Source organism: Prevotella sp. HCN-7019 (assembly GCF_037890215.1).
GTDB lineage: Bacteria > Bacteroidota > Bacteroidia > Bacteroidales > Bacteroidaceae > Prevotella.
Genome location: NZ_JBBKBO010000002.1, coordinates 292,731 through 319,110, shown reverse-complemented (window position 1 = coordinate 319,110; position 26,380 = coordinate 292,731). Strand labels below are relative to the sequence as shown.

Genomic DNA, 26,380 nt, shown 5'->3' with positions numbered 1-26,380 from the left:
TGTATGACAGGCAGATAACAAACCCTCTCAAAACTCGCGAATTTGCGACCGAAGGAGCGGTCGGACGAAAAAACGCGCGTATTTTCGAGTTACGCTGTATATTTATTCATTTTGTCTTCCCGGTTTCTGTATATTTATACATTTCCCGTTCTGCTATAAAACGGGTGACTCGAAGGACAAAAAGAAAGCCCCTCCACGGTGGCGGAGAGGCTTTCCATATATGTTCTGAAAACTGTTGCAGAATGTTTATTTTACCACAATCTTCTTGCCGTTCACGATGTAAACGCCTCTGTTCACGTTGTTCACCATGTGCTGGCCTTCGCTGCAGAACGCATTGAATATCTGTACGCCGTCTATGCTGCATACGCTTACCTGCTGCGCCTTGTCCACAGTCAGGACGATTGTTCCGTTCTGACCTGTTGCGCTGAGGCCTTCGGCGTTCTCCATGTTCTTTATATTGTCGGTGATAGGCCATCCGTCTTCGAGGCGGAATGGTACTCCGTTCAGCACTGCGTCGCCCGATGCCGGCAGATACAGATAGTACATGTTGTCGGATGGGTGTGCGCCGTTGGGTTTGCCGTATTCCTTGCCGCCGACTGTCAGCGACTCAAACCATGTGTTGTCTATATTGTAGAGTGTGAGTTCTGTTCCGTCGTTGTTCACCGGAATGAGCTCCTGACCTTCTAGACCACCGCCGAATGCGTAAAGACCGGTTGTCTTCACCGAGCCACCGTTTATCACAGGTGTCATGCCCGCTTCGGTTTCGTGTCCGCTGCCTATTGCTGCCGACTGGTCGCCGCCTATTGCACTGATAGTTCCTCCGTTGATGATTACCTTGCCTGCTTTCACTCCCCAGCTGCCGCCGATGCCGGCACCGTGAGTACCTCCAAGGGCAATGATGTTGCCTCCGTTGATGGTGAGTGTCTGGTCGTCCACACATGTTATGGCCGCCCAAGCCCAATCGCCTTCGGCATAAAGACTGCCTTCACCGTTTATTGTGACAGAACTGTTTCCATCCAGGTTTATTGCTGAACGGTCTCCTCCGGCATGCAAACTGCTTGAGCCTTCCAGATAGAAGTTTACGGAAGAATAGCTCACATAAATGGCAGAATAAGCATTTTCATCCTCGCGTGTGGAGCTGAGGTCAATGGTGGCGTCCTTGAGTGTTATGTTCAGATTGTTGGCATCGTAGATGTTGAGCATGTTTTCGGTTGTCGTTCCGGTGATAACATAATCGAAAATACCTTCAACAAACTCGTTGTTATATTCGTATCCGTTGCTTCGTATGTTGACGGTTGATACAGTAAGGTCCAGTTCTTTCTTTTCAAGTTCCGAACCGGGAGTGTCTTGTGCCATAGACTGTACAGGACAGGCAATGCATGCAATCATGAATACGAACGGATTTAATCCCTTCAGTTTCGAGTAAAAATAATGTTTCATAGTTTTTTGTTAGAAAGTTATTAGTAATAAATTAGATAAAAAATATCATTGTTCTGATTGGATGTTTGAGAGACATTATGCAAATGTTGTAATCTTCCGGTAAGCCGGAACATATTGCCGGACATGTCCTCATCGGTTTGTTGAAAGGAAAGCTTATACAGTATGGTATAAGCCTTCCTTTTATATTATGATTTATCTTACAACGATCTTCTTGCCGTTCACGATGTAAACGCCCTTGTTTACGTTGTTCACCATGTGCTGGCCTTCGCTGCAGAACGCATTGAATATCTGTACGCCGTCTATGCTGCATACGCTTACCTGCTGTGCCTTGTTGACTGTCAGGACGATTGTTCCGTTCTGACCTGTTGCGTAGAGGCCCTCGGCGTTCTCCATGTTCTCTATGTTGTCGGTGATAGGCCATCCGTCTTCGAGGCGGAACGGTACTCCGTTCAGCACTGCGTCGCCCGATGCTGGCAGATAGAGATAGTACATGTTGTCGTATGGATGTGTGCCGTTGGGTTTGCCGTATTCCTTGCCTTTGACTGTCAGCGACTCAAACCATGTGTTGTCAATCTTTTGTAGTGTCAGACGGGTACCGTCACTGTTCAGCGGTGTGAGTCCCTGACCATCCCAGCCTCCGCCGAATGCGTAGAGACCGGTTGATTTCACAGAACCACCGTTTATTATAGGAGTCTTGCCTGCATCGGTTTCGTGTCCGCTGCCAATACCTGCCGAACTGTATCCGCCGAGAGCTGTCACTGTTCCTCCGTTGATGATGATGTTTCCGCCAATACGGCCCCAGCTTCCGCCAATGCCGGCTCCGTGGTCGCCGCCTTCGGCCGTGATGTTACCGCCATTGATGGTGAGTGTCTGTTCGTCCACGCATGTTATGGCCGCCCAAGCCCAGTCTCCGTTGGCATACAGACTGCCTTCGCCGTTTATTGTTGCCGCGCAGTCACCTTCCATGTAGATGGCCGAACGGTCGTTGCCGGCATACAGTTTGTTGTCGCCTTCGAGTATGAGGTTCACAGAAGCGTCACTTACGAAGATGGCAGAGTGAGTCTCGTCCGTGCCTCTTTCGCCTCTCAGATCGATGTTTACATCTCTGAGTGTCACGTTAGTGTTGTTTGTATTGTAGAAGTTGAGCAGATTCTTGGTTGTCGAACCGGTTATGATGTAATCGTAATCGCCATCTACAAATTCTCCGTTGTATTCATAACCGTTGGGGTGGATGTTGACTGTTGATATGGAAAGGTCAAGTTCTATCTTTTCGATATCTGCCACAGTGACATTTTTCGATACGGAGGTCTCGCCGTATTTGTTTTTTATGTGTGCCACGATGGTGTATTCGCCCTTTTCCTGCGGCTCGTAATAAGATATTTCGAACGGCGCACCGGTTATGGTTGTTATGGTGTTGCCGTCTTTCTGTATGTCGTATGTTATGGTGCACGCATAGCCCATGTTGTAATCTTTCACCTTTGTGTTGAACGGTGCACCGGCTGCCATATATATGTTTTTGCCCACTGCCACTTTTTCCGGAACTGTGAGGTATGCGTTTGAAGGCACCTGTCCGGTGAGATAGTCGAGTGGTGGCAGGTCGTCTATTTTCAGAAGTTTTCCGAGCGGTTCGGTTGTGTTCGGGTTGTAGCGCCATGTGTTGCCGTTGCGCTTTGTGTAGAACCGGCCGTCAGGAGCATACCAGAACTCGCCCGGTTTGTCCGGTCCGAACTCATAACCGGAGCGGTATTCGGCTGAGGTGCATGCCGGGAACTTGACTCCGCTGCAGCTCCATGTTATTTCCTGATGTTGTGATGTGTGTGAGTCGATAAACTCGTTGTCGGTACACATGAAGTTGCCGAAGCCGGCGTGTCCGTCACCTGCGTCCTGCGCATCCCAGGTAATGTCGGTCTGTCCCCATATGCCGTCTATCTCGATGACGTTCCATGAATGGCCAATGTCGCCCGATCCGCCCTTGATGCAGTTGAGTCCTGCCTCCTCACAGAAAGCTGCAAAAGCTTTTGCAATGCCGTCACATACGGTCTCACGCTCAACAAATCCGTAGATGTCGTAACAATGTGGACCGAAATAGTATTCGGTGTTGCTGTATGTTCCGAAGTAGCTGTATATTATGACAGCCTTCTGCAGGTCGGTAGCATCTTCCGGTAAGAGGGCTGCAAGAGTGTTGTCGATGTAGTCCCACATTTGTTTGTTCTGTTCTTCGGATATGCCGTAGTGCAGCTCGCACTTGGTGAGTATGGTGCCGTTGTCGCTTACAGACACCCAACCGTTCTCCGACCAGATGTTTTCCACGAAATATGATGTCTCGCTTATAGGTACGTTGAACGACGAGATGTCGATGATTCGTGGATAATGGCGTATCTGGCTTCTTACGTAGTAGGCAGCGTCGAAGGCTTTGTAGGCGCTGGCGGCGGTAAACGTGATTTTGTCGCTCACAACTTTGTTTTTGCCATCCCATGCTTCGATACATGCTTCGTAGTTGCCGCCGTAGAGCAGCGTGCGTGTGTATGTGGATGCTTCGCCGATCAGTGCTGTGCGGCTTATCAGCCGGCCGTCAAGATAGAGACAGAGCGTACGGCTGGTAGAACCGGTGGCGTCGTATGTGAATTTCGCCTGGTCGATGTAGTAGTAACCGTCCCATTTTGCGTCACGGCTGAAGTTTGTCTTGTTGATTTTCAGAGTTGGTTTGTTCAGGGCCATGGACTGAACTGAGTATGCCATACATGTCAGTACGAGCAATAAAGGCATCAGTTTTTTAACTTTCAGGTAAAAGTGATTTTTCATAATGGTTTAAGTAAATTATTATTTTGTTTATGGTAAAGATGTTTAGCAAAATTGTATGCAGACGGAATGGTTTCAGAAACCTTGAGTTTTCATATTTACGAACAAAAAAATAGTCCGGACCTTCCTTCTGTTTATACGATCAGGCATATGTATTGTTCATAGGTATTATGACCGATGCAAATATATGAAAAATATGTAACATGCAGAAATATAGATAGTTATATTTTTGATGAAGATATATTTTTGTTTGCCGGTCATTTGACTTTGGCCATCTTTTCTATGCATAAGAGCAATTTGTCAGGCATGGATTCGGTAGTGTGGACATTGTGTCTGTTTATGTTTCGGTCATGTCCGGTTTTCGGGATAACCATGTCTGTCAGCCACAGGTCTGTTGTTCATCATGCGGGGAGTGTTTGTCATGCTTTTCTGTGAGGAGCTTTTTATTCCGCACTAAAAATAATTCCTGTCAGAACAAAAAGCTCCTTTTATGTGTCATACTGATGTTCAGGTTTATGTTCAGAATTCTGTCACCTTGTCAACTTTCAGTATGCGGCAGGCCTCGCCATCGATGAGTTTATACTGTATCTGGCGAGTTCCGCCTGTCGGCTGTCCGTTTGTGTCACCGTCTTTGTATATCGGGAAGCGGCGACAGAATGTTGACTCGACAATGGCCATCTCGTCATGTCCCATGTAGCCTTTGCTCAGTTCGGGTGTGTCCTTGAGGTCGGGCAGTGCCACCTGGCTCATCGATTTGCCATTGTTGACAGAGTAGCCGATGAGTTGTCCGTAGCTTCCGCTTCCGTCGGATGTTAGACTTATGAACACTTCTGGATAACTGTCGTTGTTCAGATCGCCTATCTCGGCTTTTGTCACAGTGTATCCGGTTATGTCGTGAGTCACGGGCTCATTTCTCACGGTGAGTCCTGACGGTTGTATTTTCAGGGTTTTCCCGTCAAGGCTGACGTGGAATGTGACTTTGCTTCCAGGGTAGGTGAGCGTAGTGTCGGCAAATGTTGCTTTTGACATCACGGAGTCTGCTGCCATCGTGGTGCTTTGCGCTTTCTGTCCGTTTTCCTTTTTTTGTGATGTACATGCCATCATTAATGACAAGGATAACGGCAATAGGAACATTTTATTCATAAACATCGGTTTTTAATTTATTGATATTTTGATTGATAGTAGTTTCAATTTGAGGACGTGGCAAACGTGTAGCAGTAAAGCGTTTTGCCGTCAGTAGATTGCTGGTTGGCGTTCTCTCATGTAGTTGTATAAAAAATACTCCTGGACAAAGATAAGAATCTTATACGGTTTTAACGATATAAGTAATTGTTTTTTTGCATTTTCTATATCTTTTATTTACACAAATTATTTACACAAACTCCATTTATGTATGTCATCCTGTGGTGACATGTCTGCGGTTAATACAGGCCATCCGTTATGCAGGTGTATGCTGTCAGTGGTTTTCGGAGATAATGTGTTCCTGCAGCTTCTTGATAACCGCCGGTGCATGTTGTGCGCCAATGGGAAGGTCTGTATCTTTATTTTTTAGAGTAATGCGTGTTTTGCTGAACGATGCGACAGCCGCTATCGGTATGATGTATGACCGATGGATGCGTATGAAGTCTTCGGAAGGAAGCATGTCGGTTATGGATTTCAGATTGGTGCGTGTGAAGACGTGCCCTCCGGACACGCGCATTATTTTAACATAGTTGCCCAGTGCTTCTATGTAAAGTATGTCGGATAACGGTATGCTCACGTTTGTATATTCCTGCTTGACTATCAGATTGGCGGCTTTCGCAGACTTGTGTGTCCCGATGCGTCGCATTGCTTTCTCAACGGCAGTCTCGAAACGCTCGTATGAGAACGGTTTGTGCAGAAAGTCCACTGCGTCGAGATTGAAGCCATCGAGTGCGTACTGGGCATAGGCGGTGGTGAAGATGAAGCAGCACTCGTGCGGCAACATGTTGGCAATTTCGATTCCGCTGATGCTGTTCATGTGTATGTCGAGAAAAACAATGTCGGGCTTTGTACGCCTTATCTCTTCCAGACCAGTGCGTGGTTCGCTGAAGGTGGTCAGATGCAGGCCACCTTTGCGCATGCAGAACTTTTCGATGACAATCAGTGCCATCGGTTCATCATCTATAGCTATACAGTTGATGGTCTTCATCTTAATTTTATTGTGAGTGAAGTTTTGTATTTTCCTTGATGTTCGCCGGTGTGCAGTTCGAAGTGGTGCGGATAGAGCAGTTCGAGACGTTTTCTGCAGTTAGCTATTCCTATGCCGTGACTGTTGTTTTCGGCAGTGCGCATGATGTCGTTCTCTGTTTCGAAGTACAGTATGTTGTCTCGTGTCTTTATGTTTATGTTTATGGTGCAGTCGATGTCGGACGAAGTGCCGTATTTGAATGCATTTTCGACAAAAGTAATAAGTATCATCGGTGGCACGGGCGTCTGGTCATTATCTGTGTCGATTTTGAGTTCTACGTGCGTATGACGGTTCAAGCGCAGTTTCTGAAGGTCGGTGTACTGGCTGATATATTCTATTTCCTTTCCTATCGGAATCGTGTCCATGTGTGTCTGTGCACACATGTATCTTAGTATGCTCGAGAATTTGACAAAGGCGGATTCGGTCTTGTCGGAACGTGACAGGACGAGTGCGTAAAGGGTGTTCAGTGTGTTGAAGAGGAAGTGAGGATTTATCTGTGCTTTGTAAAGTGCTAGTTCGGCCTTGTTTTTTTCTGCGGCAATCTCCTGTTTGGAAATAATCTGTCTGAACAATTCGAAAATAAGTTCTATGGCAAGTGAGAATCCTGTCACGATAAGAAAGAAAAACCAGATGGTCTGTGTGCGTAAGTGGAGTCTTGCTTCTATTGGACGTGTTTTGTTTGCAAGTTGTTCTGCCGGGAGTGGAAAGTGGGTGAGTAACACTGTTATGCCGGCCAGAACTGTCAGAAGTATGGCTATATGTATGTATTTCTTCTGCATGAAAAGTTTAGGCAGGCATGCCTTGCGGTAGACAAAATATAGCATGTATATATATGCTATGAGCGTGATGAGAAAGGCTGTGTTGTCTTTCATCCAACGGTCTACCGGAAGCATCATGATGGCCAGTGGCATAATTACCAGACAGAACAGCATGTCGATGTATAAGGATATGTGGTGTTTCATGTTTTATGTTTTTTCCTGAAAGCAAAGATACGATATTTTGATGAACGAAAACAAAAAATTCAAGACTGTTCGTCACCACTTATGAGCCGTTGGTCACCACATGCTGTGGGTTTTGACTCAATGTACATAATTTTACAATCACGGTATGGTTGCATACGGAATGAAAACAGAAAATATATAACAAATATTTATTTAATAGAGAGATATGAAGATCAGAACAAGTGTTTATCTTGCATTTCTTTTTTTGTCGTTGGTTTATGGATGCAGTGACAAGAAACAGACAATGCCGGGTGAGAAGTACAAAATGATGATTGTGAGCAAGGGTGACTATACCTTGCAGTCGGCTTATACTGCAACCCTTCGCGGACGCCAGGCAGTGGAGGTACGTCCACAGGTGAGTGGTACCATTACGGAAATACGTATAAACGAAGGTGATAATGTGAGGCGGGGACAGATTCTTTTTGTCATAGACCAAGTGCCTTACAAGGCTGCACTTGCAACTGCACGGGCTAATATGAAAAGTGCGGAGGCCAAGCTTCAGACTGCAAAACTGACGGCTGACAGCAAGAATGAACTTTACAGGGAAAAAGTAGTGTCGGACTTTGACCGTCAGACAGCCTTGAATCAGTTGCGTGAGGCCGAGGCGGCGGTTGCACAGGCCAAAGCCGAGGTGACACGGGCTGCAAACGACTTGTCTTATACTGAAGTGAAAAGTCCGGTTGACGGTGTTGCTAGCATGATTCCCTATCGCGTTGGCGCACTAGTGAGCAGTACAATGGAGGAACCTCTTGTGACAGTGTCTGATGATTCGGAGATATATGCATACTTTTCTATGGCGGAAAGCCAGATGATAGATCTTATACAGCAATATGGATCGCTGGAAGAGGCAAAGAAGAAAATGCCGGCAGTAGGTCTGACGATGAGCAATGGCAGGACGTACGACGAACAAGGATGTATTGACGCCATCGGCGGAACTGTGGATGACGGTACTGGAGCTGTGACATTGCGTGCCGTGTTCAAGAATCCACGTCATCTGCTGCGTAATGGCGGCAGTGCCTCTGTTGTGGTGCCGACAGTGCAGAAAAATTGTATTTCCATTCCGCGTTCTGCTACTTATGAATTGCAGAATCGTGTGTTCACATGGAAGGTCGTTGATGGTAAAACACAGTCGACGCCAATTACCATATATAAATATAATGACGGTCAGAACTACATTGTGCTTTCGGGACTGAATGAAGGTGATATCATTATTTCTGAAGGTGCAGGACTGATGCGTGAAGGGACGGCTGTGAATATGGATGATATAAAGAAAACCAAGAAATAGCATAATACAGTATATGAAAATAAGAACATTTATAGACCGTCCCATTCTGGCATGTGTAATTTCTGTGCTTATATTGATGCTGGGTCTTATCGGTCTGGCACAGCTTTCGATAGAGCAGTTCCCGGAAATAGCACCGCCTACGGTGAGTGTGTCGGCAACATACAGCGGCGCCAATGCAGAAACTGTACAGAAAAGTGTGGTGGTGCCTCTTGAAGAAGCTCTTAACGGTGTCGAGGATATGATGTATATGACGTCAACCGCATCTAATACAGGTTCGGCAAGAATAACAGTATATTTCAGACAGGGCACAGACCCGGACATGGCAACAGTGAACGTGCAGAACCGTATTGCCACGGCGCAGGGATTATTGCCGGCTGAGGTCACCAAGAGTGGTATCACCGTTCGTAAGCGTCAGACTAGTAACATAAAACAGCTGGCAGTATATAGTCCGGACGATTCGTTTGATGAAACGTTTCTGACCAACTATATGAAAATAAACATCGAACCACGTCTGTCGCGTATTGCGGGAGTGGGCGAGGTGAATGTATTTGGTTACGAATACTCCATGCGTATATGGCTTGATCCTGGCAAGATGAGAAAATATAGTCTGATTCCGTCAGACATAACCGCTGTGTTAGACGAACAGAACGTTGAGGCAGCTACGGGTACACTTGGTGCCGAATCGGAAAATACGTTCCAGTATGTTTTGAAATATCGTGGACGTTATGAGAACGAGGTGGATTATGAAAATCTTGTTATCAAATCGTTGCCCGACGGCAAAGTGCTGCGACTGAAGGATGTGGCCGACATTGAACTTGGTAACAGAGCATACGATTATGTGGGACGTGTGAACGGACATCCTGGTTGTAACATCATGATTGCGCAGACATCAGGATCTAACGCTAATGAGATAATAGAAGAGATAGACCGTACGGTGGACGAGATATCAAAGACATTGCCGAAAGGAATAAAGATTGTCGACCTCATGAGTACGAAGGATTTCCTTGACGCATCGATAAAGAATGTTGTGGAGACTCTGATTGAAGCAATCATACTCGTGGTGCTTGTGGTTTATGTATTTCTTCAGAGCTTGCGCTCAACGCTTATCCCTGCTTTATCCATTATTGTGTCGCTGATAGGAACATTCGCATTCCTGGCTTTGGTGGGTTTCAGTCTTAATATGCTTACACTGTTTGCTCTTGTTCTTGTCATCGGTACGGTTGTGGATGATGCCATAGTGGTTGTTGAGGCAGTGCAGGCAAAGTTTGACGAAGGTTATAAGTCTTCTTATCTTGCAACAATAGATGCAATGGACGGTATCACATCGGCATTGGTCACGACAACGTTTGTATTTATGGCAGTGTTTATTCCTGTGAGTTTTGTCGGCGGAACTACGGGTACGTTCTACACACAGTTCGGTCTGACAATGGCTGCTGCCGTTGCCATATCGCTGATAAATGCGTTGACACTCAGTCCTGCTCTTTGCGCGCTAATAATGACACCGCATCAATCCGTAAAAGAAGGTAGGAAACTAAGTTTCTCCTCGCGTTTTCATATGGCATTCGATACGGCCTTTCATCGTTTGGTGATGAAATATAAGACAGGAGTTCTGTTTATGTTAAAGCGTAAATGGTTTGCCGGGGCTTTGCTGGCAGTAGCTTGTGTAGGACTCGTGGTTCTTATGATGACGACAAAAACCGGTTTCGTTCCGAACGAGGATCTGGGCACTGTGTTTGTGGATGTGAGGACATCGCCAGGAAACAGTGTGTATGAAACACGTAAGGTTATGGAACAGGTGGACAGTTGCATACGCACAATTCCGCAGATAGAGCTTCAGTCCAATACGACAGGTAATTCCCAGTTAAGCGGTCAGGCCTCGTGTAACGGAATGTTTACAATCCGTTTGAAGAACTGGAGTGAACGTCCTGATAAGGAGGATGCTGTGGATGCAGTCATTGATGAGATAAACCGTAGGACAGCACATATATCAAGTGCGGAAGTCATGGCATATACGCGTCCGATGATTCCTGGTTATGGCGTGAGCAGCGGCTTTGAGGTGTATGTGCAGGACCAGAAGGGCGGAACAACGGAAGATCTGTTGAAATATACTCGCGACTTTATTGATGCTTTGAACAAACGACCTGAGATAGGCCGGGCAACAACGTCATTTGACACTAAATTTCCGCAGTATCTTGTAGAGGTGGATGCAGCACGATGTAAGCGTAATGGGGTTTCGCCGTCGGATGTGTTGAGTACGCTTTCCGGATATATCGGTGGAAATTATGCGTCGAACATGAACCGTTTTTCGAAACTTTATCGTGTGATGGTACAGGCCTCGCCCGAATTCCGTCTCGATACAGAGTCGCTCAACAATATGTTTGTACGCAATGATAATGGGGAGATGACGCCGATAAGTCAGTATCTGAAACTTACAAGGGTTTACGGCTCTGAAGTCCTGACTCGTTTTAATCTGTTTTCTGCCATACAGGTGAACGGTGCACCTGCCACAGGATACAGCTCTGGTCAGGCTATCAAGGCAGTGAAAGAAGTTGCAGCTCAGACTCTTCCTACCGGTTACGGATTTGAGTTTGGCGGCATGTCGCGTGAGGAATCCAATGCAGGAAATACAACAACTGTTATATTTGTAATATGTGTAGTGTTCATCTATCTTATACTTTGTGCGCTTTATGAGAGTCTGTTTATTCCGTTGGCAGTCATTCTGTCAGTGCCGTTTGGTCTGGCTGGAAGTTTCCTATTTGCCAGAATATTTGGTCTTGAGAATAATATTTATTTGCAGACAGGTCTTATTATGCTTATCGGTTTGCTTTCAAAGACAGCCATTCTACTTACGGAGTATGCCTCAGAACGCCGGCGTCATGGTATGAGTATAATGCAGGCGGCTGTATCTGCAGCCCAGATACGTCTGCGTCCTATTCTAATGACATCGTTGACAATGATTTTCGGAATGTTGCCAATGATGTTCTCGACAGGTGTTGGAGCCAATGGTAATATATCGGTGGGTGTGGGCACAGTCGGTGGAATGCTTATAGGCACGATAGCGTTGCTTTTCATAGTTCCGCCATTGTTTATGGTGTTCCAATATCTGCAGGAGAAACTCATGCCGGAACGAAATGTGCCGCAGATTGACAATAAATAAAATAAAAGCAAATATGAACACATCAAAAACTATAATAACGGTTTTGTTGCTTACGACAGTATTGAGCGGTTGTCATATTTATAAATCTTATGAACGACCGGAGCGTATAACTGTAAGTGACAGCCTTTTCAGACAACCGGTTGATAAAGACGATACAGTTTCGCTGGCATCATTATCGTGGCGTAAGCTTTTTACGGATATTAAGTTGCAGCGATTGATAGAACAAGGACTTGAGAGCAATACGGACCTTGGCATAGCTCGTCTTAAAGTGAAAGAGGCTGAAGCGCAACTCATGAGCTCACGCCTGGCTTATCTGCCGTCGTTGTCGCTTACACCTCAGGGTACATTTAAAAGTATTGATGGCAACAGTCCGACAAAGACTTATAATATTGCTGCTTCTGCAGAGTGGGAGATAGATATATTTGGCAAGCTGCTTAACAGTAAGCGTGGAGCGCAGGTTGCTCTTGAACAGAGCGAGGCTTATCGACAAGCAGTGCAGACACAACTCATCGCAACCATTGCCAATAGTTATTATACATTGCTTATGCTAGATGAACAGTTTGACATAACCAGTCAGACTGCTGAAATATGGGAAGAGAATGTACGTGTGATGAAAGCTTTGAAACGTGCAGGGCAAACTACAGAAATGGCCGTTGCACAGACTGAAGCCGGAAAACTCGCTGTGGATGCTTCATTGTTGTCACTTGAAAAACAGATAAGCGAAACCGAAAATTCCATATCTGTTCTTGTGGGTATGGCTCCACAGACCATAGAACGTTCGACACTCGACGCACAGATTTTTCCGGATACGGTTTCTGTTGGAGTGCCTCTTCAACTATTGAGTCGCAGACCGGATGTCAGACAGTGTGAAATGCAATTGGCTGGTGCATATTATGCCACAAACGTGGCACGCTCGGCTTTCTATCCAAGCATTATGCTGAGTGGTTCAGCAGGCTGGACCAATGCGGCAGGAGCTGCAATAACCAACCCCGGACAGTGGTTGTTACAGGCGGTAGGATCTTTGGTGCAGCCTCTGTTCAATCGTGGACAGAATGTCGCGAATCTGAAAATTGCCAAGGCACAGCAGGAAGAGGCCTTGTTGAATTTCAGACAAAGTCTGCTCAATGCGGGTGCGGAAGTGAATGATGCACTTGTTCAATGGCAGAAAGCAAGAGATAAAATAAAAGTGGACGAACAACAGGTTGATGCATTGGATTCAGCATTGCATAGTGCGGAGTTGTTGATGCAGCACAGTTCACAGAATTATCTGGAAGTGCTTACAGCACGTCAGTCATTGCTTCAAGCTCAGCTTGATGTGATAACTGATCGTTTTGATGAAATTCAGGGTGTGATAAATCTTTATCATGCTCTAGGCGGTGGACAATAGTTTTCAATATATATGTTATTGGGAAATAATATATATGTATAAAATACTGTTTTCATAATTCTCATAGGTTATTAATCTGATTATTGAATTGCAGACCGGCATTATCTGATGAAGACGATGCCGGATTTTTTGTTTTACATTACAGTGTTTATAAAATACGTTTCGGTTTATGTATTTATACGTTTCAGGAAAATATGTATTGCGATCCGGCTTATGTAAATATAAATTTGTGACGCAAAACAATATGGAAACAAACGTAATAAGATAAAGAATGAGACATATTATTTTTATCAGCATGGCTGTGTTTCTTTTGGCAGCATGCAAACAGAAACAGGCAATTCAACAGGAGAAAGCCGGAGTAAAAGTTGCGATGGCAGAGAGAGTTACGGAATCTTTGTCGCGCCGTTATACTTTCATATCTGAGCCTTACAGAGTTACACAACTTGCGTTTCGTGTTGGTGGACCGGTTAAGGATTTTACCGTACAGAATGGACAGTTCTTTAGAAAAGGACAATTGATTGCGGCCATTGATAACCGTGACTTTGCTGTGAGTGAGGAACGTGCCGGAGCTATATGCAAACAGACAGAAAGTGAATATCGGCGTATATCCAATCTTTATGATAAAGACAATGTGTCTGGTTCTGTCTATGAGAAAGCACGTGCTGATTATGCAAAAGCGCGTGCCGACTATGATAATGCTAAGAACAGTTATACGGATACACGGCTTGTTGCGCCATTTGACGGATATGTGCAGCAGACTCATATAGAGCGTTATCAGAATGTTCAGCCATCTCAGCCGGTAGTGACATTTATTGATCTGTCAAGTATAAAGGTAGAGACATTCCTGCCTGAAGATATGGCAGTTGCTTTGAGAAACAATGATTCGTCTGCATCTTGCCGTATTGTGTTTGACAATATGCCAAATAAAGATTTTAAACCGTACAAGACTTATCTGACTCAGGCTGCCGGAGAAAATAATCTTTCGTTTAAGTTCACGGCCCTGATAGATAATAAGGATAACAAACTTCTGGGAGGTATGTCCGGGAATATGGAAATATCTGTTCATTCGCAGACTCAGTCCGGCTCTGCTGTCTGTGTGCCTCAGACAGCGGTATGCAATGAAAATGAGGAATGTTTTGTATGGTTGATAAATAATGAAGGACGTGTTATCAAACGCCCTGTCATTCAGGGCAGATTGCTTTCTGACGGACGTATTGAGATTGTTTCCGGATTGACGGCAGGCGATAAGGTGGCAGTTACACGTCAGTCGTATTTGTCTGAAGGTGATATTGTTAGTGTGATAGGAAACAAAAATAAGGGCAAAGGTATTGAATAATGAAAAGTGTAGCCAAATTTTTCCTTAGAAACAAGGCTCTCAGCTGGTTGTTGCTGGGACTTATTCTTGTAGGTGGAATTGTTGCCTATAATGGTATGGGCAAACTCGAGGATGCTCCATTTACTATCAAACAGGCTGTTGTCACAACAACCTATCCAGGCGCATCGCCTATGGAAGTGCAGCAGCAGGTAACAGATGTGTTGGAAGAATCAATCCAGTCGCTCGGAGAATTGTATTATCTGAAAACGGAGAATCGTGCCGGACTCTCAAAAATCACGGTTTATGTAAAAAAGGAGATACGTGCCGATGCCATGCAGCAGTTATGGGATAAGTTACGTCGTAAAGTGAACGACGTACAGGGACGTCTGCCGGCAGGTGCGGGTACATCTGTTGTCAATGATGACTTTGGCGATGTGTTGGGTGTTTTTTATGCTTTGGGAAGCGATACGCACTCTTATCGTGAACTGGAAGATCAGGCTGAGGTTCTTAAGAACAAGTTGCTGACTGTTAAGGATGTGGCAAAAGTAGAACTGTTCGGTGTGCAGAACCGTACTATAGAAGTGGAAACAAAACCTTCGCTCCTTGCTGCCAGTGGTATAACGATGGCAGATATTGCATCTGCTTTCGAACGTCAGAATCGTGTAGTGGATGCTGGTGCGGTTGAGACATCCCACAATCGCCTGCGTGTTGAGGCTTCCGGCAGTTTCACCTCTTTGCAGGAAATAGAGAATCTCACAGTGACATCTCGTGATGGAGCTTATTTCCGTCTTGGAGAAATTGCGACAGTTCGTGAAAGTTATTCACGTCCGGCCAGAAGTTTCATGTTCAAGGATGGGATGCCGGCTGTAGGTATCGCTATTTCAACTGTTTCTGATGGAAATGTGGTGGATATGGCGCAACTGGTTGAACAATGTATTGAAAATCATAAAGCGGAAATGCCTGAAGGCTTTGAAGTATCTCCTATATATGATCAGGGTCATGAGTCGGCTGTGGCCAACAACGGATTTGTGCTCAACCTTATTATATCTGTTATAACGGTTATTGCGGTGTTGTTGTTCTTTATAGGTTTGAAGAACGGAATCCTTGTAGGCAGCGGACTTGTATTTTCCATTTTCGGAACACTTCTATATATGTATGCAGATGGCATTGCTTTGCAACGTATGTCGCTTGCCGCCATTATCATTGCAATGGGTATGTTGGTTGATAATGCAATTGTTGTTTATGATGCCACACTTGTAAACATGCAGCGTGGTATGCGCAAGCGTACTGCCATTCTTTCTGCTGTTGAGACAACCGCAATGCCGCTTCTTGGAGCAACACTTATTGCTGTTCTGACGTTCCTTCCGGTTTATCTGTCGCCACATATTACAGGTGAACTGTTGTCGTCGCTATTCATCGTTATTGCTGTTTCATTGCTGCTTAGTTGGGTTTTTGCCATTTCTCAGAATGTATTCTTTGTTCAGGAATTTGTGCGTCGCCCCCGTCCTGACGAACTGAAGGACGAACTGTTCCAGGGACGTTTCTACGATATGTTCCGTAGGGCATTACGGTGGACTATACGCAGACGATATGTTGTTGTAGCAGGAATGGTGGCTCTTCTCATTGTTTGCGGTTGGGCATTCAGGTTTATCCCACAGCAGTTCATGCCACTTCTAAGTAAACAATATTTTTCTGTCGATATGTGGCTTCCTGAAGGAACACGCATTGAAGAAACCTCTTCGCAGGCAGAAGCGATGGCTGACACTTTATTGCGAAAGGATGGGGTCAGTCATGTGACGACATTTGTCGGCCAGACTCCCCCACGTTATTATCTTGCCAATGCGGCATACGGTCCTCAAAGTAACTATGCACAATGTCTGGTTGAGACGGAAAGCACTTCCAAGGCAGTTGATATGCAGCAAGGACTGCAGAACGAACTGTCACAGCGTTTCTCTGATGCTCTGGTACGTGTCAATCGTTTCGAATTGAACTCAATTCCTCAGGCTCTTATAGAAGCACGTTTCAGCGGTGATGATCCGCGTGTCCTTGATTCTCTGACAAATGTTGCAATCTCAATCATGCGCCGTAATCCGAAAGTCATGAATGCACGGAACGAATGGGGAAATAAGGCAATGATGTTCAATGCTGCATATAATCCGGTAAAAGCAGGCCGTATCAATATCGGAAAGTCCGATATGATGGCTGCCGTCAAAAGTGCCAGCGACGGTATTTCTGTTGGTGTTTATCGTGATGAAGACAAGAAAGTTCCTGTACTATTACACGTATCGGGAGAAAGCCAGATGTCACAATCTGCACTTGAGGACATGCCCGTATGGAACGGCCGTAACTCAGTGCCTTTGGCTCAGGCAACCGACAGTATATATCTTGGTTGGGAATGGCCGCTTGTCAAGACGTACAACCGGCAGTTGTCTATGGCTGCGCAGTGTGATGTCCGTCCCGGACATACAATGAAGGAAGTGCATAGCGAAATCCGTTCGGAAATAGAACAGATGAAGCTACCGGCCGGTTATACATTCTTTTGGGATTCGCAGTATAAAGATCAGAATGAGGCCATGGAAGCTCTTACAAAATATTTCCCATTGGCTCTGGTGTTCCTGGTTATTATTCTGGTGGCGCTTTTCGGCAATTTCCGTCAGCCATTCATCATATTCCTCATTCTTCCATTGTCTGTCATTGGAGTGGTTGTAGGCTTGTTGGTCACAGGTTTCCAGTTTGGATTCTTCTGTATTGCCGGATGGCTTGGATTGCTTGGTATGATAATAAAGAATGTCATCGTGCTGTTGGATGAAGTCAATCTGCAGCGTCGTGCCGGTGTGATGCCAGGCAAAGCAATTGTCGAGGCCACAGTCTCCCGTATGCGTCCGGTGCTCATGGCTGCTGTCACAACAATATTTGGAAGTATTCCTCTGTTGTTTGATGTGGTGTTTGGAGGTATGGCAGCCACAATCGTCTTCGGACTGTCGTTTGCCACATTGCTTACGCTTTTTGTAACTCCGGCACTTTATGCAATTTTTTATCCGGAGACGGCAAATGTATAAGTTATAGCAGTTTTAATACGAACATTAAATATGATGGAAATGAAACATAAGATATATTTCATTGGTTTTGTTGTCCTGTCTGGTGTTATGCGTTCTAACGCACAGGATAATGTGATGCTTGAATCTTATCGTAATCGTGTGGTTGCCTATAGCCAGGACATTAAGGCAGCAACTCATGCGGCCGGAGCAAGTGGTGAGGCACGATTGTCGGCCAAAGCCGATTTCCTTCCGAAACTGTCCGGCAGTGCGAATTTCAATTATACAGGAAACCCACTGGCTCTTGACGTTACGTTGCCGGGTACAGATAATCGTTTGTCTTTCGAAGGCCGTAATATCAAGTATGGCACATCACTGAATATATCGCAGCCTGTTTATTCCGGAGGGGCTTTGCGTGCCGGTTATGAGAAGGCATGTGCGGAAGATGAGAATGCACGTCTTGAAGTAAGACGTGTTTCGAATGACGTGCGTTATGAGGCTGATGTGCGTTATTGGAACAGTGTGGCTCAGAATGAGCTTGCGTCTGTTGCAGTTGGTTATAGGGACGCGGTGCGTCAGTTTGTCGAGGTAGTGCGTCAGAGAGTGGAGGAAGGATATTCCGACCGCAATGACCTGCTTATGGCGGAAGTCCGTCTTAATGATGCAGACTATCAGGTGAAATGTGCTTTTAATGACGCAGAGGTGGCACGTCTGTCGCTTAATGCTTTGGCCGGCGTACCTTCAGATGAACACATAGCCACCGATTCTGTTGTATGTCATTCTTTAGCGCTTCCACTTGTGTCTGGTGATGTTTCGGCCATTGTGTCCCAACGCCCTGAGATGCTTATGGCAGAAGGCGGCATACGCATCAGCCAGTCTGACTCCAAGATATCCAACTCGCGTTATATGCCGGTGCTGTCTGTAGGTGTGGATGGCGGTTTCTCGTCTCCCGGTTATGATTTCCACTCAGATATAGATCCTAATTATGCCGTTTATGCCAAACTTAGCGTTCCGGTTTTCGAGTGGGGCAAACGTCGCCGTACGCGTCGTATAGGTAATCATAATGTTGCAATAGCACGTGAACGCAGAAGTAAGATTGCCGATGGCTTGCGTCTTGAGGTAGAGACCGCACGCTGCAATTATGTCCAGGCTGCAGAGCAGGTACGTATTACGGAGAACTCATTGAGCAAGGCATCCGAGAGCGAGGCCATGGCCATTGACAGATACCGTGAGGGAAGCGTTTCGGTGGTAGATGTCATCAATGCACAGATATATCATGAGGAGGCACGCCGCAATTTTGTGCGTTCCAAACTGAATGCCTGTATCGCAAAAAGTGCATTGGAGCGGGCTTGTGGTAATTGAAAAATCAGTACATTTGCAGATACCAATAAAAATACAGACAACATCTTATGTCAGAATCAGATACATTCCGTAATTCGTGTCTGGCCGATATACTTATTTTCTCGGCCATCGGTTGTTGTTCATATCTGCTGCTTATCACCAGTGGCGACATCCCGGCACGCCAACAGCTCAATCTGCTTACACCGGAAGCTATCGTTGCAGTGCTGTTGCTGTTCAATGGTGTAGGTCTGGGCATGAGATTTGTCAACAGACGCATCGGACCGGCCTATCCGGGATTTATTCGTGACCGCAGACGCATATTTCTGTTCTTCTTCATTTCGGCAGCAGGTTTGCTTGTTCTCAATTATCTGCTGCTGGTCATGGCAAAGTTCATTATCGGTTCGTCCCACCTTTTTGCTCTTGCATGGCGTGGTACGGTCGGTGTGTTATGCGTATGGTTCATGGAACTCATACTTTTGAGCCTTTTCATGATGAACCGGTTCTACGCCGATCTTATGAGTCAGTACCGTAGAACCCGCCTGCTTGAGGAAAGTTCGGCACAGGCACGTTATGCGGCTTTGCAGAATCAGCTTAATCCACATTTTCTATTCAACAGCCTGAATACGCTTGTTGCCGAAATTGAATATAATCCGCCGCGTGCTGCTGAGTTCACACGTAATCTGGCAGATGCCTACCGTTACATTCTCGATTGTCACGACAGACAGACCGTAACTGTGAGCGAGGAGCTTGAATTTGTCGATGTATATCTTCAACTGCAGCGGGTGAGAATGGGTGAGTGTATTGATGTTGACAATCGTCTTGATGAATCGGTGCTCGACATGAATATCCCGCCTTTGACATTGCAGCTTCTGATAGAGAATGTCATAAAGCATAATGCCATAACCATGGCACGCCCGATGACAGTGGTACTCGACACAGAGAAACGTTCTGAGGACATGTGGCTTACCGTTTCGAACCGTATCCAGCCCAAGCAGATTTCAAGAACGTCCGGAATGGGACTCAACAATCTGTCGCAGCGCTATATGCTGTTGTGTGGCCATGATATAGAAGTTATACCCGAGAAAGAGTTTTTCACCGTAAAAGTTCCTTTGATATATGAATAAGATCAGGGCAGCGATAGTTGAAGACGAGCTACCGGCAGCGCGTCTGCTCGAAAGTATGGTGCTTGAGTTGCGGCCACAGTGGGATGTTGTGGTCTTGCCGGGTAGTATTGAGGAAGCGGCGGCGTGGCTTGCCGTCAATCCCCATCCTGACATAATGTTTCTTGACATACAGCTTGCCGACGGTATTTCCTTTCACCTTATCGAGCAGGCACATCCGCAGAGCATGATTGTATTCACCACTGCCTATGACGAGTATGCCGTACGGGCTTTTACGGTGAACAGTGTCGATTATCTGTTGAAACCTGTACGAAAAGAACGTCTTGCCGAGGCGATACGGAAGTTTGAAAGATACAGTGCGGCTGGATGTATTGCCGGACTTGGGAGCATATTCGATGCGGGAGAATTTCTGAATGCGTTGTCATCCGGTGCTTCACGCCAGTATCGCACACGTTTTCTTGTAGCATCCGGATCGCGGTTCTCCACATTGCAGGTAGCAGACATTGCCTATTTCCGTTCTGAGGATAAGATAACTTATGCCGTGACCAAACAGGGACGCAGCCATATTGTTGACATGACACTGAGTAAACTTGAGGAACAGCTTGATCCGAAGATCTTCTTCCGTGTGAACCGTCAGTTCATACTGTCTGCTGCATCAGTGTGCAATATCGAGCCTTATTTTGGTGGAAAATGGTCGGTGCGTGTAACGCCTCCTTGTAACCGTATGATACAGGTCAGCCGTGAGAAGATTGCTGCATTGAAGATGTGGCTTGATTTCTGATGTCCTTCTGTCGCTCTTCGGTTATCATTCTTTTATGTCCTGCAGGTCGTACTTGAGCTTTGAGGCCTGTGTTCAGTGCTTCTTATGTTTCATGTATTGACAAGGTTTGATATGGGCTTGTTTTGTCTGATAAATTCTTCCGTGCTGCCAAACGGTCGATATCGTGTTGTGAAACAGCCCGTATTGTGCTCTGAAATGGGCCGTTTCATCCTCTAAAATGGCCTGTTTCATGGCCTGAAACAGGCCGTTTTGCAGCCTGATAAAGCCTATTCTGCAACAGGCTGAACATATATAGGTTCAAAAGCCGTGAATGGCTGAGGATTGTTGTCTTATGTGGAAGTCGGGTTATTCTATGTAAATATAACTGCTGTCCACTCTGATCATTTCTTCGAATATCAGTTGTTCCAATGCCGTGTCGAGTATATCCGAAGGTAAGGGAAGTTTCAGCAGTTCTGTCAGATGGTGCTGTTTTTTGTCGCTGAGCACTTCTGTTATCATGCTTCTTGCGTCCTTCAGCTGCTGTTTTCTGTCGGGATTTCTTTTATGTGCGAGGCACACGTCGCACTGTCCGCAGTCATTCGAGCGCGTTTCGTCAAAATATCTGAGCAGCTGCCGGCTGCGGCACACGTTGTCGTTTGTGGCGTAACTTATTACGGTGTTTATTCTTTGGGTGAACTGTTCCTTGCGGTCTTCATACACATCGTGTGTGATCATGAGATTCTCGCCGTCCACCCTGTCGCGCGTGTATGTGATGAACGGTGTCTTGCTGCGTGGCACAAAGTGCAGTATGCGTTTCTGTGTGAGGCCTTTGAGCAGGAGGTATATCTGCTGGCTTGTCAGGTCCGCCTGTCTTGCAATCATGTCCTCGTCAATGTATGTGTAGTCAATGAACAGCGAACCGTAGTTTCTCAGCAATGTTGTTATGAGCCTGTCCTCAAGCGGTGACAGCTCGTTCAGAATATAAAGTTGTTCGCGCGAGATAAGGAATACGATGCGAGGGTCAGAATTCGGATCTGTGTTGTATTCAAGATATCCGGCACGTTCAAGAATCTTCAGTGCGGCGTCCGTCTGAATAGGAAACAGTTTGTAGGTGCGGCAGAATTTTCTTATGTCAAACATGAATGTGTGTCCGCAACCGCTGTGTACGGCTATCTGGAAGAAGCTTGCAAGATGATCGTATACTCCGCGGATGTATTCTTTCTCCGGAAATTCGTCGGTTATGCGTTTCCGCAGCTTGGGTTCGTCACTGCCATTATACAGCAGTACGGCGTACGACTTTTCTCCGTCGCGGCCTGCACGCCCGGCTTCCTGAAAGTAAGCCTCAAGCGAGCTTGGACAGTCAAAGTGTATCACCAGACGCACATCCGGTTTGTCAATACCCATACCGAATGCGTTTGTGGCCACCATCACGCGCTTGTTGTCATCATGCCATTCTTTCTGCCGCTCGTCCTTTACGGAATGTTCCAGTCCGGCATGATAGAAAGTCGCTTCCACATCGTTCTGTTCCAGCCATTCGCTTATCTCCGAGGCTCGTCTTCGGCTTCTTACATATACTATCGCACTGCCCTTGACGCTCCGCAGAATATGGAGCATCTCTTCTCGTTTGTCGGTGGCATGGCGCACGATATATGCCAGATTCTTGCGTTCGAAGCTCATGCGGAACATGTTCGCATCCTTGAACTGCAATTTCCTCTGTATGTCGTCGGCCACCTGTTTTGTGGCTGTGGCTGTCAGTGCGAGCACTGGCGCATCCGGTTTTATCTTTCTTATGTCGGAGATGTGAAGGTATGAAGGCCTGAAGTCGTAGCCCCATTGGCTTATACAGTGGGCTTCGTCAACAGTTATGAAGCTCACGCGCATGTGGCGCAGTTTTGTTTTGAACAGTTCAGAGGCAATGCGTTCCGGCGATACGTACAACACTTTCGTACTGCCGAGTATGCAGTTCTCGAGAGTACGTAATATTTCATGACGTGTCATGCCGGAATATATTGCTGCAGCCATTATGCCGCGTCGGCGCAGGTTGTACACCTGATCTTTCATCAGGGCGATGAGCGGCGTGATGACAATACACACTCCCTCAGCAGCAAGAGCCGGAACCTGAAAGGTTATCGATTTGCCGCCTCCGGTCGGCATCAGTCCGAGTGTGTCGTGTCCGCTGCCGATGCTTTCGATAATGTCGCGCTGTATTCCCCTGAAGTCGGAGTGGCCCCAGTATTGGCGCAGTATTCTTGTATATTTGTCAGAACCGTTGCCCACGCAGATAATGTGTTTTGTATGGTTGTCGGAGTGTGAAGACGCTTATTCGTTTTCGTCGTCTTCGGCCGGACGTATGTCCTCTATCTGCAGCTGCACCATGTTCTTCTTGAAAACATTGTCCTCGAGTGTGTAGGCAATGTCGAAACTTCTTTTCGATTTTATGTACCGTGCCGATGCGCTTTGGCCGAAGGCAATGCCGTTGACAACATTGCTTGACTTCGAGTCGACAAGCTCCAGCTTGATGTGTTCCTGCTCACGTCCCACCACCTTGCTTGTGCCGTAATCGTACACTCCCACGGTGCAGAAAATAGGTTTCTGGTTGCACGGACCGAATGGTGAGAACTTCTTCAGATCGTTGTGCAGTCGTTTGGTGATGTCCTTGAAGTCTATCACGGTGTCAATATTGAGCATGGCTTCTGTCTGTTCCGGCTGTATGTGGTTGTCGACATATTTCTGGAAACGGCGCCTGAACTCTGGAATGTCGTCCCATCTCAGTGTCAGTCCTGCCGCATAGGTGTGTCCTCCGAAGTTCAGAAGGATGTCGCGGCAGCTCTTTATGGCAGAATAAACGTCGAATCCGGTCACGCTGCGCGCTGAGCCTGTAGCCAGGTCGCCATCGCGTGTGAGCACCACTGTCGGTCTGAAATAAATTTCGGTGAGACGTGAAGCCACTATTCCTATTACACCTTTTTTCCAGTTCTCGTCATACAGTACAATGGACGAACGGTGGCGCTGACTTTCCAGGCGGGCCACAATCTGGTTCGCCTCTTCCGTCATCTGTTTGTCTATGTCCTTGCGCTGTTCGTTGTAGCAGTCTATGTGTTTTGCTTTTTCCAATGCGTGCGAGAATTCCTTTTCAACAAGCAGATCCACACTTTCCCTTCCGTTCTCTATTCTTCCCGACGCATTTATGCGCGGTCCGATTTTGAACACAATGTCGCTCATTGATATCTCACGGTTGTTCAGTCCGCAGATGTCGATTATTGCCTTCAGTCCGGTGCTCGGATTTTGGTTCAGAATCTTCAGTCCGTGATAGGCGAGTATGCGGTTCTCGTCGGTCACGGGTACAATGTCTGCGGCTATGCTCACGGCACACAGGTCGAGCAGAGGCATAAGTCTTGAGAATGGAATGCTGTTGTTCTTTGCGAATGCCTGCATGAACTTGAAGCCTATACCGCATCCGCAGAGATGCTTGAACGGATAGGTGTCGTCGCTGCGCTTGGGGTTGAGTATTGCCACAGCCGGCGGCATATCCTCGTCAGGCACATGATGGTCGCATATGATGAAATCTATGCCCAGCGATTTGGCATAAGCTATCTCCTCGGCCGCCTTTATTCCGCAGTCGAGAATTATTATCAGCTTCACGTTGTTCGCATGCGCATAGTCTATTCCTTTCTTGCTTACGCCGTATCCTTCGTCGTAGCGGTCGGGAATATAGTATTCTATGTTTGAATAGAACTGCAGCAGGAACTTGTATACCAATGCCACAGCCGTGCATCCGTCGACGTCGTAGTCGCCATACACCATGATGCGTTCCTTGCGTCCCATGGCGTCGTTCAGTCTGTCAACGGCCACATCCATGTCTTTCATCAGAAAAGGATTGATGAGGTCGGAGAGTTGCGGATGAAAGAAACGTTTTGCCGCCGATTCTGTCGTGATGCCCCGTTTAATGAGCAGTCCGGCAAGAATGGGGCTGATGTTGAGTTTTCCTCCTAATTCGTCAGCCGCTTGTCTTTCTTCGGATGTTGGTGGCTTGTAATTCCATTTGAAAAGCATTATATAGTTTTTATTTTTTATTCTGCATGAGGGAAAAGTGCGGATTGACGCACATAAACTGCCCGTAAAGTTACAAAATAAAAATGGAAAACATGGTATTGATAATGCGTTTTTATATAAAAATAAGACTGCGGGTCAGGCTTTGTCACGCCACCTGTAACTCCAATCAATGTTGGCAGGTTGGTGTCAAACTCCTGGCCCGCAGCCCTTGTTTATTGTGTGTTGTTGTGTTATTCGCCTATGCCGGCTTTCTTCACAGCATCCTCCATCTTCTTGCGGATGTCCTTAGGAATGGCGTTGATGTTCACCATATAGTCCATTGTGTTTGCAACGATGAAGTTCTTTGACATATACCAGATTCCTTTGTAGTCACCGGCTTCACCCCATGAGTTCTTCACCATGTAGTATTCTTTGCCGTTCTGGTCTTTTGCGATACCGAAGATAAGCATTCCGTGGTCGTCTGTCAGCTCCCAGTTGTCATAACGCTCCTGACGCTTCTCCTGTGTCGGAGTGAGCTCAGGCACCTTGCATCCCAGAGAGTCGATGATGTTTGTACGCTTTGAAGAAGACAGCTTCAGCCAGCGTGCCATGTCGCTGCCAGCATAGCTCTGCATAGCGTCTGTGTCGTAAGAGTAAGCCAGACCTGTGCGTGTGAATCCTTCCTCGCTCACGTCGCCACCCCATGCTACGGTGTAACCGTTCATCACAGCATTGTCTATGATGCGTGCCATGTCTTCAATCGGCAGGTTCCATGAACCCGGATTGCGCCAGTTGTCCTGTACTTCAACCGGGAATTTTGTGTAGAACGGATGATGTGTGTAGCTTGTGATTGTCACATAGTTGCCCCAATCCAGTCCGAGGCTTTCAGCGAATGACTTCGGAGTGTATGTCTTGCCTTCGTATGTGAAGCTCTCCGGGCATTTGCCGAGATAAGCGTCGAGAATACCCTGCAGTCCGACCTTCCACTGTCCTGAGAGTTTCTTTGCAGAACTCTTTGAAACGGCTGCAACATACGGTTCCATCAGAGAGAAGAACTCGTTGAAGTTGTTCAGTGAGTCACCGTAGAGTGAACCAGGGAACGGCATTGCGTCTTCCGGGCAGATACCGTATGTTTTCAGTACGTGGTAAACGTCGTAAGCCGAACCTCCCTGTGAGAACTGGCAGTCACCGTGCAGGCGTACAACCTGGATTGCACGTTCCATGTAGTTCTTGTTTGCAACGAAAGACTCGCACAGGTCGTATGTCTTGCCTGTAGCCTTGAGTATTTCGCTCTCGAAGAAAGCAAGTGTAGAGTAGTCCCAGCATGTGCCGCTGCGGCTCTGGTCCTTGATGCTTGTGATAGGATTCTCCTTGACAACTGTGAAAACAGGCTTGTTGCTGTTTTCCTTCTTGTCCTGGGCGCTCACTCCCATGGCCATCATGGCGAGGAACGCAAGTGTCATGATTTTCTTCATAGTTTGTTGTTGTATAGTTTGTT

Annotated in this window: 16 protein-coding genes; 8 read left to right on the top strand and 8 right to left on the bottom strand. The window is 46.5% G+C overall.

Going from position 1 to position 26,380, the window contains the following annotated elements:
• Nucleotides 1–246 precede the first annotated feature (246 nt).
• The 5 genes from WKT13_RS04310 to WKT13_RS04290 form a co-directional block, all read right to left on the bottom strand.
• Nucleotides 247–1,440 (bottom strand): hypothetical protein, encoded by a 1,194-nt coding sequence (locus tag WKT13_RS04310; RefSeq protein WP_340322976.1) that lies wholly within the window; start codon nt 1,438–1,440, stop codon nt 247–249.
• A gap of 192 nt (nt 1,441–1,632) precedes the next feature.
• Nucleotides 1,633–4,242: a hypothetical protein gene (locus WKT13_RS04305; RefSeq protein WP_340322975.1), complete on the bottom strand. Its 2,610-nt coding sequence runs from the start codon at nt 4,240–4,242 to the stop codon at nt 1,633–1,635.
• A gap of 516 nt (nt 4,243–4,758) precedes the next feature.
• Nucleotides 4,759–5,382, bottom strand: coding sequence for a PliI family lysozyme inhibitor of I-type lysozyme (locus tag WKT13_RS04300; RefSeq protein ID WP_340322974.1), 624 nt, complete (start codon nt 5,380–5,382; stop codon nt 4,759–4,761).
• Nucleotides 5,383–5,695: 313 nt separating this feature from the next.
• On the bottom strand, nt 5,696–6,409 hold the full coding sequence (locus WKT13_RS04295) for a LytR/AlgR family response regulator transcription factor (RefSeq protein ID WP_340322973.1): 714 nt from the start codon (nt 6,407–6,409) through the stop codon (nt 5,696–5,698).
• Entirely contained in the window at nt 6,406–7,410 is a 1,005-nt protein-coding gene (locus tag WKT13_RS04290) for a sensor histidine kinase (protein WP_340322972.1), read from the bottom strand. The genes WKT13_RS04295 and WKT13_RS04290 overlap by 4 nt, the downstream gene beginning before the upstream one ends.
• 205 nt (nt 7,411–7,615) lie before the next feature.
• Here WKT13_RS04290 and WKT13_RS04285 point away from each other — a divergent pair, with 205 nt between their 5' ends.
• The 8 genes from WKT13_RS04285 to WKT13_RS04250 all read left to right on the top strand — a co-directional run bounded on the left by WKT13_RS04285 (nt 7,616) and on the right by WKT13_RS04250 (nt 20,871).
• On the top strand, nt 7,616–8,734 hold the full coding sequence (locus WKT13_RS04285; protein ID WP_340322971.1) for an efflux RND transporter periplasmic adaptor subunit: 1,119 nt from the start codon (nt 7,616–7,618) through the stop codon (nt 8,732–8,734).
• A gap of 13 nt (nt 8,735–8,747) precedes the next feature.
• Nucleotides 8,748–11,891 carry an efflux RND transporter permease subunit gene (locus tag WKT13_RS04280; protein WP_340322970.1) on the top strand — a complete coding sequence of 1,048 codons (3,144 nt, stop codon included), beginning with the start codon at nt 8,748–8,750 and terminating at the stop codon, nt 11,889–11,891.
• Nucleotides 11,892–11,904: 13 nt separating this feature from the next.
• Nucleotides 11,905–13,278, top strand: coding sequence for an efflux transporter outer membrane subunit (locus WKT13_RS04275; protein ID WP_340322969.1), 1,374 nt, complete (start codon nt 11,905–11,907; stop codon nt 13,276–13,278).
• A gap of 271 nt (nt 13,279–13,549) precedes the next feature.
• On the top strand, nt 13,550–14,614 hold the full coding sequence (locus WKT13_RS04270; RefSeq protein WP_340322968.1) for an efflux RND transporter periplasmic adaptor subunit: 1,065 nt from the start codon (nt 13,550–13,552) through the stop codon (nt 14,612–14,614).
• Nucleotides 14,614–17,652, top strand: a complete 3,039-nt coding sequence (locus WKT13_RS04265) for an efflux RND transporter permease subunit (protein ID WP_340322967.1) — start codon at nt 14,614–14,616, stop codon at nt 17,650–17,652. Before WKT13_RS04270 ends, WKT13_RS04265 begins: the two co-directional genes overlap by 1 nt.
• Nucleotides 17,653–17,691: 39 nt before the next feature.
• Nucleotides 17,692–18,990: a TolC family protein gene (locus WKT13_RS04260; protein WP_340322966.1), complete on the top strand. Its 1,299-nt coding sequence runs from the start codon at nt 17,692–17,694 to the stop codon at nt 18,988–18,990.
• 47 nt (nt 18,991–19,037) lie between these two features.
• A complete protein-coding gene (locus tag WKT13_RS04255) occupies nt 19,038–20,093 on the top strand; it encodes a sensor histidine kinase (protein WP_298618215.1) in 1,056 nt (351 codons plus the stop codon).
• Nucleotides 20,086–20,871 (top strand): LytR/AlgR family response regulator transcription factor, encoded by a 786-nt coding sequence (locus tag WKT13_RS04250; RefSeq protein WP_340322965.1) that lies wholly within the window; start codon nt 20,086–20,088, stop codon nt 20,869–20,871. The genes WKT13_RS04255 and WKT13_RS04250 overlap by 8 nt, the downstream gene beginning before the upstream one ends.
• A gap of 345 nt (nt 20,872–21,216) precedes the next feature.
• On the opposite strand, the gene WKT13_RS04245 is transcribed toward WKT13_RS04250, so the two are convergent.
• The 3 genes from WKT13_RS04245 to WKT13_RS04235 form a co-directional block, all read right to left on the bottom strand.
• Nucleotides 21,217–23,127 carry a RecQ family ATP-dependent DNA helicase gene (locus WKT13_RS04245; protein WP_340322964.1) on the bottom strand — a complete coding sequence of 637 codons (1,911 nt, stop codon included), beginning with the start codon at nt 23,125–23,127 and terminating at the stop codon, nt 21,217–21,219.
• 42 nt (nt 23,128–23,169) lie between these two features.
• Nucleotides 23,170–24,903: a single-stranded-DNA-specific exonuclease RecJ gene (recJ, locus tag WKT13_RS04240; protein ID WP_298618212.1), complete on the bottom strand. Its 1,734-nt coding sequence runs from the start codon at nt 24,901–24,903 to the stop codon at nt 23,170–23,172.
• A 230-nt stretch (nt 24,904–25,133) separates the two neighbouring features.
• Complete coding sequence (locus tag WKT13_RS04235; RefSeq protein ID WP_298618253.1) at nt 25,134–26,372, bottom strand: C1 family peptidase; 1,239 nt, start codon at nt 26,370–26,372, stop codon at nt 25,134–25,136.
• Nucleotides 26,373–26,380: the final 8 nt, after the last annotated feature.